Raw genomic sequence first — 16,804 nt, 5'->3', positions numbered from 1 at the left:
TCCTGTACTGTGCTGTTTGTCTGTTATTTAATTACAGGAGTTTGCACAGGATAGTACAGGATGCGGCTTTTCCCGATTCATCCTAATTTTAACTTCATTATCCGAAAAAGCGGAAGGTTTTTATTTTTGCTTTTTTGCGAAAGAATCTTACAGCAAGTCTTTTATTTCTGATCAACCGGAATCAAATAGTTCAAACGGCCATGATAAAACATTACTTCCTTATCTTCCTCTTATGTATATGCCATGTGTCCCGGGCCCAGGAGGAATCACGCGAGAACGAAGAATGGCCGGCAGGAAAAACGTATGCAAAACCATGGACGCGATGGTGGTGGATGGGGAGCGCCGTAGACAAAAAAAATATTACCGGAAATCTTTTGGCTTTACATAAAGCAGGGATCGGAGGCGTGGAGATCACACCTATTTACGGGGTTAAAGGAGGAGAAGAAAACTTCATCGGTCATCTGTCTCCCCGATGGACGGAGATGTTGCAGCATACCATTCAAATGGCGGACAGCCTGGGAATGAAAGTGGATATGGTTATGGGCACCGGATGGCCATACGGCGGACCACAGGTAGAACCGGAATATGCCGCAGGTAAACTGACATCCCGCAAGTATGAAGTAAAAGCCGGGAAAATCTTTGATAGTGAAATAGAGCCCGAAAACCCGGAACATCATCCCTATGCCAGGCTGCAATACGTATTTGCCTATGATGAGAAAGGAAACTTCCTGGACCTTACCGGGCATCTAAACGGAAACCATCTGCGTTGGAAAGCAAATAATAATAACCATATGCTATATGCAGTTTTCGACGACAATACAGGACAAAAGGTAAAACGGGCTGCTCCGGGAGGAGAAGGGCTTACCCTGGACCATTACTCCAAAGAAGCTTTCGAAGATTATACCAAGCCTTATGACACGGCCCTTAAAGGCATGACAAGCAAACTACGAGCCGTATTTAACGATAGCTACGAAGTGTATGGTACGGATTATACCCCCCGTTTTTTTGAGGAGTTCGAAAAACGACGGGGTTATGATCTGGCGCCTTATTTTCCTTCTTTACTCGGTACCACACCGGGCGAAATAGCTAACCGGGTGAAAAGTGACTACCGGGAAACCATATCCGATCTTCTGCTTGCAAACTTTGTCGATAACTGGACGGAATGGGCACATACCAAAGGGTTTAAAAGTAAGCTTCAGGCACATGGTTCCCCGGGAAACCTGATAGACCTCTATGCTGCCGCCGATATTCCCGAATGCGAAACTTTTGGCTCCATGCCTTTTGATATACCGGGTTTTCGGAGGGAAGCATCCGACATACGCGAAGGAGATGCCGACAGAATAATGTTGAAGTTTGCTTCGTCTGCGGCTCATATTGCCGGGAAACCCCTCGTTTCATCCGAAACATTTACCTGGCTTCGCGAGCATTTCAAGACAGCGTTGTCCCAATGTAAACCGGAAGTAGAAGAACTTTTTCTCTCCGGGATCAACCACGTGTTTCTGCACGGCACTACCTACGCTCCCCAAAGAGCAGTATGGCCAGGCTGGAAGTTTTACGCGTCCGTAAATTTTCATCCGAACAATACCATATGGGAAGATGCCCCGGGCCTCTTCTCGTACATAGCTCGTTGCCAGGCCATACTACAGGAAGGAGAGCCCGGCCGGGACGTATTGCTTTACTGGCCGGTATATGATACCTGGGGGGAAAACCTCGGAGGGTCACGTTTCTTTCAGTTTAAGATCCATGCCCTCGGTGAATGGCTGCACGGCACTTCTTTTTATGAAACAGCAAACGAGCTCCTGGATAACGGGTATGCCGTAGATTTTATTTCCGATCGGTTTATAGAACAGGCAGAAACGGTGGCAGGGCAGGTGCAACTCCCGGGAGGCAGTTATAAGACTATTATAATCCCCGATTGTGAAAAAATGCCGCTCGCTACATTAAAAAAGCTTTTACAGCTAAAAAAACAGGGGGCTAAGGTCATTTTTCTAGGAATCCCCGAATCGGTTCCTGGATTGTATAATTACAGTGAACAAAATACGGAATTGCAACAGCTTCTATCCGAAAATCATATAGACGCGGAAACAGGAAATCATGTGATTTTTTCACTGAAAGCTATAGGGATCAATCCGGAAAAATTGTCAGGTTTCGGACTTAAGTTTATCCGGAGAGAGTATGAGGGCGGGAAGTTTTATTTTCTTGCCAATCACGGTAGCAAAGAAGTAAATGGAATGATCCCCTTAGGGGTAAAGGCAAAACAGGTTCGGATCATGGATCCGCTTTCCGGCAGATCCGGACTGGCAGAGATATCCGGACAGGGAAATTATACCGGAGTGAGAGTACAGATAAAACCCGGAGAAAGCCTTTTCCTGCATACTTCGGAAACAGATGAGGGAGGAGAACCCTGGATGTATTATAAAGAGGGGAAGGCATATTCACTGGCCGGGAAGTGGAAACTCTCTTTCCTTCACGGAGGCCCTGAGCTTCCGGGAGACAGATCTGTAGGCGATATCGGGTCGTGGACAACCTACGGACCCGAATATGAGTCTTTTTCCGGTACGGCAAAATATATACTGGAATTTGACAGACCCGAAGAGAAGGCGGAAAACTGGAAACTGGACCTTGGGGATGTCAGAGAAAGCGCCAGGGTGTGGCTCAACGGGAAGTACATAGGTTGCGCGTGGTCTGTTCCGTTTATCCTCGAAACGGGGAAATTGAAAAAAAAGAAAAACATTCTGGAAATAGAGGTTACCAATCTCGCAGCCAATCGTATCCGCGATATGGAATTGAAAGGGAAGGAATGGAAGATCTTTTATGATGCCGATATTGTAAACCGGGACTATAAAAAGTTCGATGCTTCCCGCTGGGAGCCCATGCCTTCCGGACTGTTGGGTCCGGTATCTCTCGTACCCCTGTTTGTCAGAGCTAAGATGAAAAATTAAGATTTGCCATACCCTGTATATTACACCCGGTTGAAAATACCGGTGCTCCATATAATTTCCCGGCATAAAAACCAATGCCGGTAAAAATTGCAGAATCAAATCAACCAAACCATGACCCAATGATTACTCTTGAAAACTTTTGTCTTGTCGGAACAAGGATCGGCAGATGGCCTGTATGGATTTTATTCTTTTTTCTTTCCGGAAATGTTTTTTCACAGATACCGGCTTTTCCCGGAGCGGAAGGCTTCGGAAGACATGCCTCCGGAGGAAGGCATGGAGAAGTGTATATTGTCACGAACCTGAATGACTCCGGCCCCGGGTCATTCCGGGATGCCGTGAGCAGGCCCAACCGTATCGTGGTTTTTGAGGTGGGCGGGATTATCCGTTTGAAAAGCAGGATTGTCGTATCCCGAGATATTACCATAGCCGGGCAAACGGCGCCGGGCGACGGCATCGTGATTTACGGTGACGGATTTTCCTATACACAGGCCAGTAATTCCATTATTCGTTACCTGAGGATGCGAATGGGGCGAGTAGGAACCAGCGGGGCTGATGCGGTGGGAATAACAGATGATGCCAAACACCTTATTTTCGACCATATATCTGCCTCGTGGGGAAGGGACGAAACTTTTTCCATTACCCGTTATGCCGATAGTATTACTATTCAGAACAGTATTATAGCCCAGGGACTGGAAACCCATTCCGCAGGTGGCTTGGTAGAACCTTCCGGTAAAATAAGCCTCTACAGGAATCTTTACATAGATAACAATACCCGTAATCCTAAAGTAAAAGGACTGAACCAGTTTGTAAACAATGTAGTTTATAATTGGGGAAGAGGCGGAGGATACATTATGGGCGGTTCCGCCGGGGAATCCTTTGTAAATATCATCAACAATTACATGATAAAAGGACCCAGCACCACCATACAACCCTTTACCCGGGGTACCCCCACCTTTATCCCTTATGTAGAGGGCAATTACTACGACGACAACCTCAACGGCATACTGGATGGTTACGAAGTACCGCTTTCGGCATACGATGGAATTACTGTTTTTCGGGAAACTCCTTATAATTATCCCATGCCGGAACAATTATTATCGGCAGCGGAGACATTTGGTTATGTTATGGACAATGCCGGCGCAAATTACCCGCGGCGCGACCCTGTAGATGAATTTCTTGCCGAAGAACTCGCTTCGGTCGGAATTTCCGGTGCACTGATCGCAGATGAAATGGATTTGCCTACCCGCGGTCCGGGAGAAGTATTCGGAGCGCCTCCTCTCCCGGATACCGATCGCGATGGTATTCCGGACAGCTGGGAGACAGCTAATGGTCTGGACCCGGACAATCCCTCGGACGCCATGCAGATAAGAGCAGACGGGTATGCCAATATAGAAGTTTATATAAACAGTCTGGCCGATACGCCGGCCCCCGATTTTTTGCGCCCGCCTTCCCGGTTAGAGACAGACTCGGTTTCCACCTCAAGCATAAGCCTGAAATGGAAAAATAACGATATCAGAACTATAGGGATCGTAATAGAACGCTCTGCAGACGGCACAAACTTTGAGGCTCTGGATACACTTGAGGGTGACATTATCACTTTTACGGATGAAGAACTCGAACCCGATACGGAATATTTTTATCGCCTTAGAGGGCAGAATGATAATTTTTCCTCCGTTTACACTGCTCCTTTCCCGGTTAAAACCTTTTCGGTACCCTCCGCTCCGGATATTCCTGTTTCCCCGTCACCGGAAGACGGGTCCGATTATATAGAAACTTCCGGCTTGCAAATGCGTTGGGCAGGCAGTGAGAATACCGAAGAATATACACTGTATTTTTCCACCGACCCGGACAGTCTTACCGCGGTTGCGACAACAACAGATGCTTTTTATGAAGCGGAAACCCTGGAGGCCGGTACAACCTATTACTGGAGAGTATATGCCATGAACGAACTTGGCACCACTATCGGCGAAGTATGGTCTTTTAACACACTTTCTCATTTTCCCGAAGGGCCTGTCGGTACCTGGCTGATGGATGAACAGGACGGCCCGGCAATTATAGATAGCTCAGATTACGGAAATCACGGGGAGATCAGGAATACGGACAATCATATACGTGCGGAAGGTAAAGTGAACAAAGCTGTAGACCTTGGCTCGGGGGAAACTACTTCGCATATCCGCATACCGCACCAAGATTACCTCTATCCTGCAAGACAGTCCTTCAGTATATCACTTTGGATGAAAGCTACGGCACCGACCGGACCGGTCTATCTGATTCATAAAGGGACTTTTGCAAAAGACGAAACAACGGGAGCCACCGGAAAATGGTACGGTATAGAAATAAAGGACGGGGACATACGCTTTGCTGTGGACGACAATATTACCAAAACCCAGGTATCAGCAGATGCAGCGCCTTTTTTTACGGACGAATGGGTACATCTTGTAGTAGTGAGGGATACGGATGGACAAAAGCTGAAACTTTACAGGGATGGAGAACTCTTAAATGAAGTAACAGATAATACCCTGGAAACCATCGGGCAGACAGATCCGGTTATTATAGGAAACAGCAGTGACCTGAATACTCCCTTCCGGGGCGATCTCGATGAATTTAGGATGTTTAATTACGGGTTGAGCCAGCAGGAAATACTGGAACTGTACCAAACGGAACCCACCCCTCTGCAAACACGTGCTCCTGACCCTTCCGATGCGGCTGTGCTCGAAGGGTTCGGAGAAAATACGGAAGCTAACTGGACAGGAGGAATTAATACCACATTATATAAAATCTATATCGGCACCGATGCGGAGAATATGTCCCTGGCAGGAGAAACGGATGTAGAGAGTCCCGGTTTTTCCTTTCAGGACCTCCAGAGAGATACCGATTATTACTGGCGTGTGGATGCCGTGGGGCCTGAAGGTACTACCACCGGGCAGATTTGGACGTTCCGGACAACGGCCCCGAAAGGCCTTGTCGGGTATTGGAAGATGGACGAAACCGAAGGTATACAGGTAGCCGATTATTCGTTTTATGAGCACACGGGCATGATCGCCGGATTTCCCGGAGTGGTCTGGGAAAAAGGCATGTCGGGCAATGCCTTCCGGTTTGAACAGCCTTCCGATACGGCAGCTAGTCATATACCACATGCCGATCATCTTATTTTTGACGAAACCTCATTCACCATCTCTCTTTGGGTTAAAATTCCCGAAGATACTTATGCTTACGGAACGGATTGCTACCTCATACATAAAGGAACTTTTGAGCCCGGTACCGGAAAATGGTACGGTATACAATTGCGCGACGGCCGACTAACCTTTGCCGTAGATGACGGAAGAACAAAGACCGACATATCTGCTTCCGTCAGCAATTCCTCATCTTCTCCGTTATTTACCGGCGAATGGAAAAATATAGTAGCAGTAAGAGATAGGGGAGCAGATCAGATACGGTTATATATGGATGGTATAGAAGTAGCCGAAAAGACAGACGCGACCGCTTCCATAGGGAAAACAGACCCTCTGAAACTGGGGAATTCCGAAGAAAACAAACCTTTCCGGGATCTTATGGATGAGGTAAAACTATACAATTATGCCCTTACGGAAGAAGAAATAGTACAGCTTGCCGATGGCCACCCGGTTAAGGTGCTTTATCGGGATGGTGAAAGAGGCAAGCCCGGAAATAATACAATCGGACCATTCCTGCGCATTGTCAATAATGACGGTATAGATATTCCGTACGGAGAATTGTCTGCCCGCTACTGGTTTACTCCGGAAGACTTCTCAGAGATAAATGCCTATATCGATTATGCCGCGTTGGGGACAGGTAACATTTCCGCGGTATATCATCCCCTGGAAATACCGCATGAAGGGGCTTACGGTTATGTAGAGTATGATTTTAAAGGTATGGAGGAGCTTAAAGCCGGGGAAGAAACCGGGGTTATAGAATCCCGGATAGCAAAGAAAAACTGGACGGATTTCGACGAATCTGATGACTATTCCTATCAATCAGGAGAAACCTATGGAGAAAATAAGCAGATAACGCTTTACCGCAACGGACAATTGATATGGGGAGTAGAACCAACTCAGCAGCACCCGGTTACGGCATTAAAAATAAATTCCAGGAACCGGAATGTAAATACGGAGACCAATACCATACGCACTTATGTTGATATCCGTAATGACGGCAATGTACCGTTGCAATATAACGACCTGGAGGTGCGATACTGGTTTACTGCCGAAGAAAATCCGGGGCTGAATTACTGGATAGACTATGCGGAGATCGGCAATGGCAGTATACAAGGCGCTTTCGTTAAACCCGATACCACTTTTGCAGGTGCCGACACCTTTTTTAAACTGACGTTTAATCCGTCGGCCGGACAGTTATATCCGCTCAGTGGTTCCGGAGATATACAATACCGTATAGCCAAAACCGATTGGAGTGCTTTTGACGAAACTGACGATCACTCTTTTCTGCCGGCAGGGTCCTATTCGGAAAATATGCATATCACAATTTACCACAAAGGAGAACTGGTTTACGGAACAGAACCGGGAGATACTGCCATTTTACAGGATTTATCCGCAACGGAAGAAGACAGCCCCCGGGAATATACAGGGGTGTCTGTATATCCCAATCCTGTCCGGGATCATGTAAATGTGCAGGTAGACGATCTCCGTAACGGGAGCATGACATTATTTGACGCCACCGGGCAACTACTTCTGAACCAGGAAATAAAACAAGATATATCGAAGATGGATATAAGACATTTTCCCGTAGGGGTCTATATTCTTCAGGTGAGAAACAACGGAAAAACAACAACACATAAAATTATCCGGAAATAAACATGCTTACCGATCTCCCCGGACATTGGAGATCGGAATGACCATACCCATAACCAAAATCTTAAATACCATGAAAAACAACTACTTTTTACCTGTTATCCTGCTTTTTGCAGGAGCCTTTAGTGTGCATGCCCAGCACCGGATGGAAGACCTCGATCGGGGTCTTGTCGCCGTTCGGACCGGACCGGATGCAGTATATGTAGCCTGGCGTTTGCTGGGAAATGACCCGGATTCACTGGCTTTTAACGTATATCGTGACGGGGTTTTACAAAATGCCGATCCCATAACACAAAGTACCAACTATATAGACAGCACTGCTGTAGACGGAGCGTACTACATTCGTCCCGTTGTCGGTGGAGAAGAACAAGACCCTTCGAAAACCATAGGGATGTGGCAGCAAAACTATCTGGAAATCCCCCTGCAACAGCCCCCCGGAGGGACCACCCCGGATGGAGTGGCATATACTTATACTGCGAACGATTGCAGCGTCGGAGATCTTAACGGGGATGGCCGGTATGAAGTAATTCTCAAATGGGACCCCACCAATTCCAAGGACAATTCACACAGTGGTTATACCGGGAATGTATTCCTGGATGCGTATACGATGGACGGGGACCAGCTATGGAGGATAGATCTTGGCCGCAATATAAGGGCCGGAGCGCATTACACCCAGTTTATGGTATATGATCTGGACAGTGACGGTAAGGCCGAAGTTGCCTGTAAAACGGCAGATGCGACTGTGGACGGCCAAGGAACGGTAATCGGAGATCCGAACGCGGATTACAGGAATAGCGCCGGTTATGTCCTGGATGGCCCCGAATTCCTCACCGTGTTTAACGGGGAAACAGGAGCGGCAATGGCTACCACGAATTACGTACCGGCAAGGGGAAATGTGGGTGATTGGGGCGATACTTATGGTAACCGTGTAGACCGTTTCCTGGCCGGGGTGGCCTATCTCGACGGGCAACGGCCCAGCCTGGTCATGTGCCGCGGATATTACACACGTTCTGTACTGGCTGCCTGGGACTGGAGAAACGGGCAGCTCACGCAGCGCTGGGTATTCGATTCCGATGATCCCGGGAATGAAGGCTATGCCGGTCAGGGTAACCACAGTCTCAGCATAGCCGATGTGGACGGTGATGGCCGGGATGAGATCGTTTATGGTTCCATGACCGTCAACAATGACGGTACGGGCCTGTATACCACCGGGCTGGGCCATGGGGACGCACTGCATGTTTCCGATCTGGACCCGTTGAGGCCCGGGTTAGAGGTCTATATGCCCCACGAAAATAAAAGGGACGGCATTACGTTTCGCGATGCCCGTACAGGAGAGATCATCTGGCAGCACAAAAGGGATACCGATGTAGGAAGGGGCCTTGCGGCCGATATAGATTCCACCCATATCGGGGTCGAATTCTGGGCTTCCAGCGGTTTGGGAGTGTACAACACCACGGGAGAACAGGTACATACCAGTATCCCGTCCATCAATCACGCGGTCTGGTGGGATGATGACCTCCAGAGAGAACTGCTCGACGGAACAAGTATTTCCAAATACGGAGTAGGGACAGTTTTTACGGCAGAAGGTTGTAGTTCCAATAACGGAACAAAGGCAAATCCCGGCCTGCAGGCCGACCTGTTCGGGGACTGGAGGGAAGAAGTGATTTTTCGTACCTCCAACAATACCGCTTTGCGTATTTATATGAATACCGAAGAATCGCACCGGAAGATGTATACGCTGATGCACGATCCGCAATACCGCGTAGCCATTGCCTGGCAGAATGCTGGATATAACCAGCCGCCACACCCCTCTTTTTATATTGGTACAGGTATGGAAACCCCGCCTCCTTCCCCCATAGCCAACAACATGCTTCGCTGGAACGGGGGAGACATATGGGATGTAGGAACCACTGCCAGCTGGGTGCGACAGGACACTACGTCTGTATTTAACCAGGGCGATGACGTATTGTTTGATGTTTCCGGAAATAATAACGGAAGTGTTGAAATCGCGGGAGAAATACATCCTTCGGTGGTTACAGTTAATGCTTCAGAGGATTATCGGTTTACAGGAACAGGCTCATTGTCCGGTTCCATGCAATTGGTAAAAAGAGGAACAGGAATACTGATCCTGGACAATGACAACACCTTTACCGGAACGACCACCATATGGGGAGGTACAATTATTCTGAATGGGAACTTAACCCAAAGCCGGGTAATTACCAAACCTTATGTAAACATAGGAGGGAATGGCACCTTTGGGAATGGTATAAACCTGCGAAAAGGGGTGACAATTCTGCCAGGAGGAGGAGAAGACACAGGTGTCCTGACTGTAATCGGTAATACGACAATTACGGAAGAGGTGGTATTTTCCTTTGACCTTTCCGAAGACCCACAGGGCGATAACGATAAGATAATCTGGAATGGCAATCTCGATATAGCAGCCGAAACAGAGCTTCGTGTCCATGTCCGTAACGAAGGACTGAATACCGGAACTTATACCCTGATGGAATATTCCGGGGACTTTACGGGCGATGTCGAAAATATACAGGTAACGGGAATACCAGGAGTAAAACACCAGCTTCGGAATTCGGGAAATGCCATCGTAATGGATGTGGAATGGGTGCGCAATCCCGCTACCGTGTTTTGGAGAGGTTTTGAAGACAATACCTGGGACATGGCCGAAACATACAACTGGTTTAACGGAGACACTACCGACCTTTTTGCCCCCAATGATACCGTAATTTTTAACGATTCCGGCATGTTGCATATGACGGTGAATAAAGTCGGATTTTTACCGATAGGAAAAATGATCGTGGACGCATCTGCGGATTATGTTGTGGAAGGAGAAGGTAGTATAAGCGGTAACGGGGGCCTCGAAAAGTCCGGTACGGGAAAACTGACCATGCTGGGTAACAATGACTATACGGGAAGTACCGTAATCCGGGAGGGAGTGCTGGCGTTGGAGGCCCTTTCTGACGGAGGTGTTCCCGGGCCCCTCGGAGCTGCCGGGAAAGAAGCGGAAAACCTGGTCCTTGACGGAGGAACAATGGCATTTCTCGGCAATATTCAATCCGACCGTGGCATGACCCTGGCGGTTGATAACGGAGTCGTAGATGTGCTTACAGGGGCTACAGCTGCTATAGGAGGTATCCTTAAAGGTGAAGGACAACTGATAAAGGAAGGCGAAGGAACCCTGGAACTTACCGGAAAAAATGCCCATTTGGGAAATACCGTGTTGAAGGAAGGAACTGTTTATCTAGGTTCGGAGGATGCCATATCCTCCGGTTTCGGAGAAGGAACCATAGTACTTAAAGGAGGAACTCTGCGTATGCGGGAAGACAATAATTCGTACAGTTCGGCATCCTGGAACGTGGAAGTTCCGTTCGGGGAACAGGCCGAATGGCGGCTGGATGGGCGTTGTACCTTTAACGGAAGTCTCACCGGAGGAGGGGAACTCGACCTCTATTCGCCCTGGATACGATCCGAGATGATGGGAGACTGGAGCACTTTCAACGGAAAGTTACGGGTCACTACAGATAATGATGGCGGCTGGCTTATTTTAGGTAATAATAAGGGTTATGCCGGAACTTCCCTGGAACTTACGGAGAATGTACAGGTGGTATACCGCCTTGGTTCCAGCGATACCATTGCTGTCGGTGAACTGTCCGGACCGGCTTCCTCCATGTTGGGAGCGGGCAATGGGAATACCCTTACCACCTGGAAAGTAGGAATAAAAAACACCGATGCTGTCTTTCATGGAACAATAAGCGATATACCGTTTAAAGATTCCGGTGCCAGGGCAGCTATTCTTAAGACCGGACAAGGATCGTGGACACTTACCGGAGCTAATACCTATTCCGGGGGAACATTGGTCGAAGCGGGAGAACTGGTCATAAGCAACGTTTTGGGCAGCGCTACCGGAAGCGGGAATGTCACGGTTACAGGAGGAGCCTTACTGTCCGGGAATGGCAGGATGGGCGGGAGCCTGACGATTGGCCATAGCGCCCTGCTCCTCCCCGGAGGCAGAAAGGAAACAGGGACCCTTGCTATTGAGAAAAACCTATACCTGTCCGAAGGAGCAAGGACGGAAATAGATATGGATAATGCTTCCGTTTACGATATTCTGGAAGTAAGCGATACCCTTTTCTTCGGGGGATTGTTAAAGATAAACAGGAGAGGGATGCGATTCCGGGAAGGGGACAGCTTTACGGTGTTTCAGGCCGCTCATTTCGAAGGGGCGTTCAAAAGGATAATTCCTTCTCCCGGGGGACCCCTGGAATGGGACACTTCGGAATTGTATGACAACGGAATACTGAAAGTGAGGCGTAAAAAGCAGGGTCGGGAAGAGATCTCGGAAGAAGAACAGGTTGTAGTATATCCCAACCCGGTACGGGATGACATCAATATTTATCTTCAGGAAATACCCGAAGAAAAAAATGAAGTACAACTGTACAATTTTTCAGGACAGTTGGTGAACCGTTATAGTTTTAAAGGAGGTAGCTATTCGTTTTCAACCCAATCCTTATCCCCGGGAATTTATATAGTTAAAGTTAAAAATGAGAAAGGAGAAATAATTCAGAAAATCGTAAAGAAATGATTACACTCCCCTGCCCCCCTCAAGTGGGGGCTATAACACTCTTAAAAAGAGACAAGACTTCCCCCTTGAGGGGGGCAGGGGGGTGTCAACCCAAAACCAAATAATGAAATGAAGAAAATAGTATGTATTATCATCGCTGGAATATCTGGTATACTACAGGCACAAACCCTTCCCGACAGGACAGAAATCCTCGGAAAAATGGAGCTGGCCAATAAGTATTTTATGGAGAAGTGGCCCGATGTGGGGAAAACCATTATTACCAATAAAGAACGTCCCAGCCACATCTGGACAAGGGCGGTGTATTACGAAGGGCTTATGGCTCTGCATGAAATATATCCGAGGGAAGAATACTATAACTATGCAAAAGACTGGGCCGATTTTCACCAATGGGGATTCTGGGGAGGTAATACCACCCGGAACGCCGATAATTATTGTGCGGCTCAGACCTATATAGACCTTTACAACCTTTCTCCTTCCCCCGAAAAACTGAAGAACACCAGGGCACAAACAGCAATGCTGCTACATACGCCGCAAAATGATGACTGGTCCTGGATAGATGCCATACAAATGGGAATGCCCGTACTGGCAAAAATGGGAGTACTGGAAAATGATGACAGGTATTTCGAGAAAATGTACAGCATGTATATGTTCACCAGGAACAAACATGGCAAAAACGGGCTTTTTAACGAAAAAGACGGCCTGTGGTGGCGCGATGCCGATTTTACGCCTCCATATAAAGAACCGAACGGAGAGGATTGTTACTGGAGCCGGGGCAACGGATGGGTTGTTGTCGCACTAGCGAAAGTATTGGATATTATTCCGGAAAACGCCCCGCACCGGGAGCAGTATGTTAAAGATCTGAAACAGATGGCCAAAGCCCTTTTACCCATACAACGCAAAGACGGTTTCTGGAATGTAAGTCTGCATGACCCTACCAATTACGGAGGAAAGGAATTAACAGGCACCGCCATGTTCGTCTACGGCATGGCATATGGTGTTAATAACGGTATCCTGGACAGGGACACTTACCTCCCCGCGATTCTCAAAGGATGGAATGCGATGGTAAATGAGAGCCTGCACGAGAATGGTTTCCTGGGGTATGTACAATCTACCGGGAAAGAACCTAAAGAAGGACAACCGCTCAGCCATACTAAAATTCCCGATTTTGAAGATTACGGACTGGGAAGCTTTTTGCTGGCGGGGAGTGAGGTTTATAAACTGGAAAAATAAGAAAGAGGACTGGCGATAAAGCCATTAGCGGAAAAATCAAAAATTATAGCTAAATTTGAGAAAAAGAAAAGATGATAGTTGAAAGAAAAAATAACGAAATTCTGGTTAGGTTCTCCGCTAAGGCTAAAGTTTCTAAAATTCAATCCATTCTCGATTATCTAAGGTACGAGGAGTTGACCTTCGACTCCAAGGCTACAAAAAAAGATCTGAGTAATTTGCTAAAAGAGACAAAAAAAGGCAGATGGGACAAAATTAAGAGAGAAATCGGATTGGATGACTAAGCTTATAGTAGATTCCAATATTGTTTTTAGTGCAATTCTTAATATCCATAGCCATATCGGTCAGATTTTGATTAATGGCAAGACCTTTTACGAATTTTATGCACCTAAATATACCAGAACTGAAATTTGGGAACATCAAAATAAAATAAAGAAAATCTCCCGACTTGAGGATGACCAGTTTATAGAAGTTTATGAGTTGGTTATGAAAAATATAATTGTTTTAGATCATTCCATCGTCCCCTTGGAAAATTATAAAAAAGCGATCGATATATGTAAGGAGATCGATGAGGATGATGCGGTATTTGTCGCATTTTCAGAATACTTGAAATGTAAACTATGGACAGGGGACAAAAAATTGATAAACGGTTTAATAAACAAAGGGTTTAAAGGTATAATGACTACAGAAGAATTATATAAAGATTTTCTCATTAAGAGTAAAAAACAGAGAAAATAGTACTAAAGGATGTATCATCATTAGAAAACTATGAGATTTACACTATCATTTTTCACTTTATTATTTTTAACGATAATCTATAGCCAGAATACTACGGTTAAGGTATGGCCCGAAACCATCCCCGGGGCCGTTGACAACCCGGACTACAAAACAGAGACCGTATATGATAACAACGGGAAATCGCCCCGGATAAGTAAAGTAACAGACCCCGTCATGGAAGTTTTCCTTCCCGGGAAGGAAAAAGCTAACGGGACTGCCGTACTGATCTGCCCCGGTGGAGGGTATGCCCGTCTCGCCATAGACCACGAAGGCAGGGACGTCGCTGCCTGGTTTAACGAGATGGGAATTGCAGCTTTCGTCCTGCAATACCGCCTGCCCAGCGATGTTATAATGAAAGATAAAAGTATAGGCCCTTTGCAGGACGGACAGGAAGCGATTCGTATACTGCGCAGAAATGCGGAAAAATGGAATATTCAGCCGGACAGGATAGGTATTATGGGGTTTTCGGCCGGGGGACATCTGGCATCTACCGTGTCTACTCATTTTACGGATGAAGTGTATGAGACAGATGACGAAACCAGTGCAAGACCTGACTTTTCCATGCTTATTTACCCGGTGATTTCCATGGATACGGAAATTACCCATAAAGGTTCCCGTGACAATCTCATCGGAGAGAACCCGGATACCGGGCTTACAGAACGGTTCTCTAACGAACTTCAGATAAACAAAGATACTCCGCCTGCGTTTCTCGTGCATTCTTCCGATGATGGAACCGTTCCGGTGGAAAACAGTATACGCTATTACCTGGGGCTAAAGGATCACGGAGTACCCGCAGAAATGCACATTTATACACAAGGAGGGCATGGCTATGGTATGGGAAGAACGGAAAATACCGAATCCGCATGGCCCGAAGCTTTAAAACACTGGCTGCGAATGAACGGCTGGCTGTAATATCAGTTTTTACCATAAGTGGTTTCCGGCCAGTCGTCCGTTCGGAAAGGGGAAGCGGGTAAACCCTCTTCGTTGAATAAGTTGTGCTCGGGGATATTTTCCCAACCGAAACGTACGGCAACAGGCTCGCGGACATCCGAATTAGAAACCACGATGGTATTACCTTCGATTTCTGCCCTGGCCTGGAGGAAATTTTTGTTTTCCCCCGCTATGGTAAAGCGAGTTAACGAATCTCCTTTGCATACCAGTCCAGAACCCGTATGATCGAAATACAGGCGAACCTTGTTTCCCTCTTTTTTCATTTTACTGTAAACAGGGCCCGAATAGACTAGGTTGGTCTCTTCGTAAGTTTTGGCCCTTGCCCACAAAGCGAGCCTTTCACCCACTACCTGTTTATTCAGGGGATGTATATTGGTGGCGTTACCCGCATCCGTAAGTACTGCCATTCCGGTATTGGTTACGGAGAGCATACTTAAAAGTTGTGCTTCCCTTATTTCCGGGTTTTGTCCGCGATGAGGTGCGATCTGCACAAAATAAAACGGAAAGTCTCCCTGTTTCCAATCGTTCCTCCAGTTTTTTATCATGGCAGGAAACAGTTTGCGATACTGGTATGCTCTTTCGGCATTACTCTCTCCCTGGTACCAGATAGCGCCGCGTATGGTATAGTTTAACAAGGGATATATCATGGCATTATAGATCAGTGAAGGAGATTTGCTGTATTGTGGACTTTTTGGTTTTTTCAGTGTTTCCGACACATCGTTACCGGCCTTGTGTTTTTGTGACTCGTATTCCTTTAATGCCGCTTTGTAGTTGTTATAAGTTTCTCGATAACGATCCAGTATGGGGACAAAATCGGAATCTCTTTCGAGGACTTCTCTTTTTGTCCAGGCTTCGGCTGGTGTCCCTCCCCAGGCGGATGTGATCAATCCCACTGGAACATTTTGACTGTGTAGTATTTCCCTGCCGAAAAAGTATCCTACTGCAGAGAAATCGTAAACACTTTCCGGACTGCATGCCTGCCACTTTCCTTCCACATCGGTCCGGAGGGAATCGGATGTTTTGAGGGCCACAGTAAAAAGCCGGATCAGGGGGTAATCAGCTTCTTTTACCTCTTTTTCATAGTTTAACACCCCGGTTTTCCAGGTTTTTTCGTATTTCCCGACAGGCATATGCATGTTGGACTGCCCGGAGCATATCCATACTTCTCCTATAAGTACATCAGATAGTGTTATTTTGTTTTCTCCCTGTAAAACAATAGTATAGGGCCCTCCGGCTTTTGGGGTGGAAACCGGTATTTTCCAGTTTCCCTGTCCATCGGCCGTAGTGCGTATTAATTCTTTTTGCCATCCCGGGGCGATAGTAACTTCCTCGCCGGGGTTTGCCCATCCCCAGATGTTTATTTCTGCCTGTTGCTGCAATACCATATGATCTCCCACCAGTGCAGGAAGCTTGATTTTTGCATTGGCAGGAAAACTCAAGGATAAAAAGAAGACAAGGGTGAGCACAAGTGATTTCATTTTCAGACT

At 47.0% G+C, this 16,804-nt stretch carries 8 protein-coding genes; 7 read left to right on the top strand and 1 reads right to left on the bottom strand.

Features of this window, described 5'->3' with window-relative positions; genetic code table 11:
- Window positions 1–200: 200 nt before the first annotated feature.
- The 7 genes from ACVBDU_RS10110 (at window position 201) to ACVBDU_RS10080 (ending at window position 15,278) form a co-directional block, all read left to right on the top strand.
- Window positions 201–2,942, top strand: a complete 2,742-nt coding sequence (locus ACVBDU_RS10110; protein WP_447179625.1) for a glycosyl hydrolase — start codon at window positions 201–203, stop codon at window positions 2,940–2,942.
- A gap of 119 nt (window positions 2,943–3,061) precedes the next feature.
- A complete protein-coding gene (locus ACVBDU_RS10105; RefSeq protein ID WP_447179624.1) occupies window positions 3,062–7,768 on the top strand; it encodes a cellulose binding domain-containing protein in 4,707 nt (1,568 codons plus the stop codon).
- Between the two features lie 70 nt (window positions 7,769–7,838).
- Window positions 7,839–12,362 carry a rhamnogalacturonan lyase family protein gene (locus ACVBDU_RS10100; RefSeq protein ID WP_447179623.1) on the top strand — a complete coding sequence of 1,508 codons (4,524 nt, stop codon included), beginning with the start codon at window positions 7,839–7,841 and terminating at the stop codon, window positions 12,360–12,362.
- 108 nt (window positions 12,363–12,470) lie between these two features.
- A complete protein-coding gene (locus ACVBDU_RS10095) occupies window positions 12,471–13,592 on the top strand; it encodes a glycoside hydrolase family 88/105 protein (protein WP_447179622.1) in 1,122 nt (373 codons plus the stop codon).
- Between the two features lie 71 nt (window positions 13,593–13,663).
- Entirely contained in the window at window positions 13,664–13,873 is a 210-nt protein-coding gene (locus ACVBDU_RS10090; protein ID WP_447179621.1) for a hypothetical protein, read from the top strand.
- Window positions 13,866–14,327: a PIN domain-containing protein gene (locus tag ACVBDU_RS10085; RefSeq protein WP_447179620.1), complete on the top strand. Its 462-nt coding sequence runs from the start codon at window positions 13,866–13,868 to the stop codon at window positions 14,325–14,327. Before ACVBDU_RS10090 ends, ACVBDU_RS10085 begins: the two co-directional genes overlap by 8 nt.
- A 30-nt stretch (window positions 14,328–14,357) precedes the next feature.
- Complete coding sequence (locus tag ACVBDU_RS10080) at window positions 14,358–15,278, top strand: alpha/beta hydrolase (RefSeq protein ID WP_447179619.1); 921 nt, start codon at window positions 14,358–14,360, stop codon at window positions 15,276–15,278.
- Window positions 15,279–15,280: 2 nt separating this feature from the next.
- Here the strand turns inward: ACVBDU_RS10080 and ACVBDU_RS10075 are convergent, their stop codons facing one another.
- A complete protein-coding gene (locus tag ACVBDU_RS10075) occupies window positions 15,281–16,795 on the bottom strand; it encodes a sialate O-acetylesterase (protein ID WP_447179618.1) in 1,515 nt (504 codons plus the stop codon).
- Between the last annotated feature and the right edge of the window lie 9 nt (window positions 16,796–16,804).

The sequence above is a fragment of the Sinomicrobium endophyticum genome, assembly GCF_052983315.1.
The sequence above is the reverse complement of the archived record's forward strand: the minus strand, read 5'-3'. Positions and strand labels throughout refer to the sequence as shown.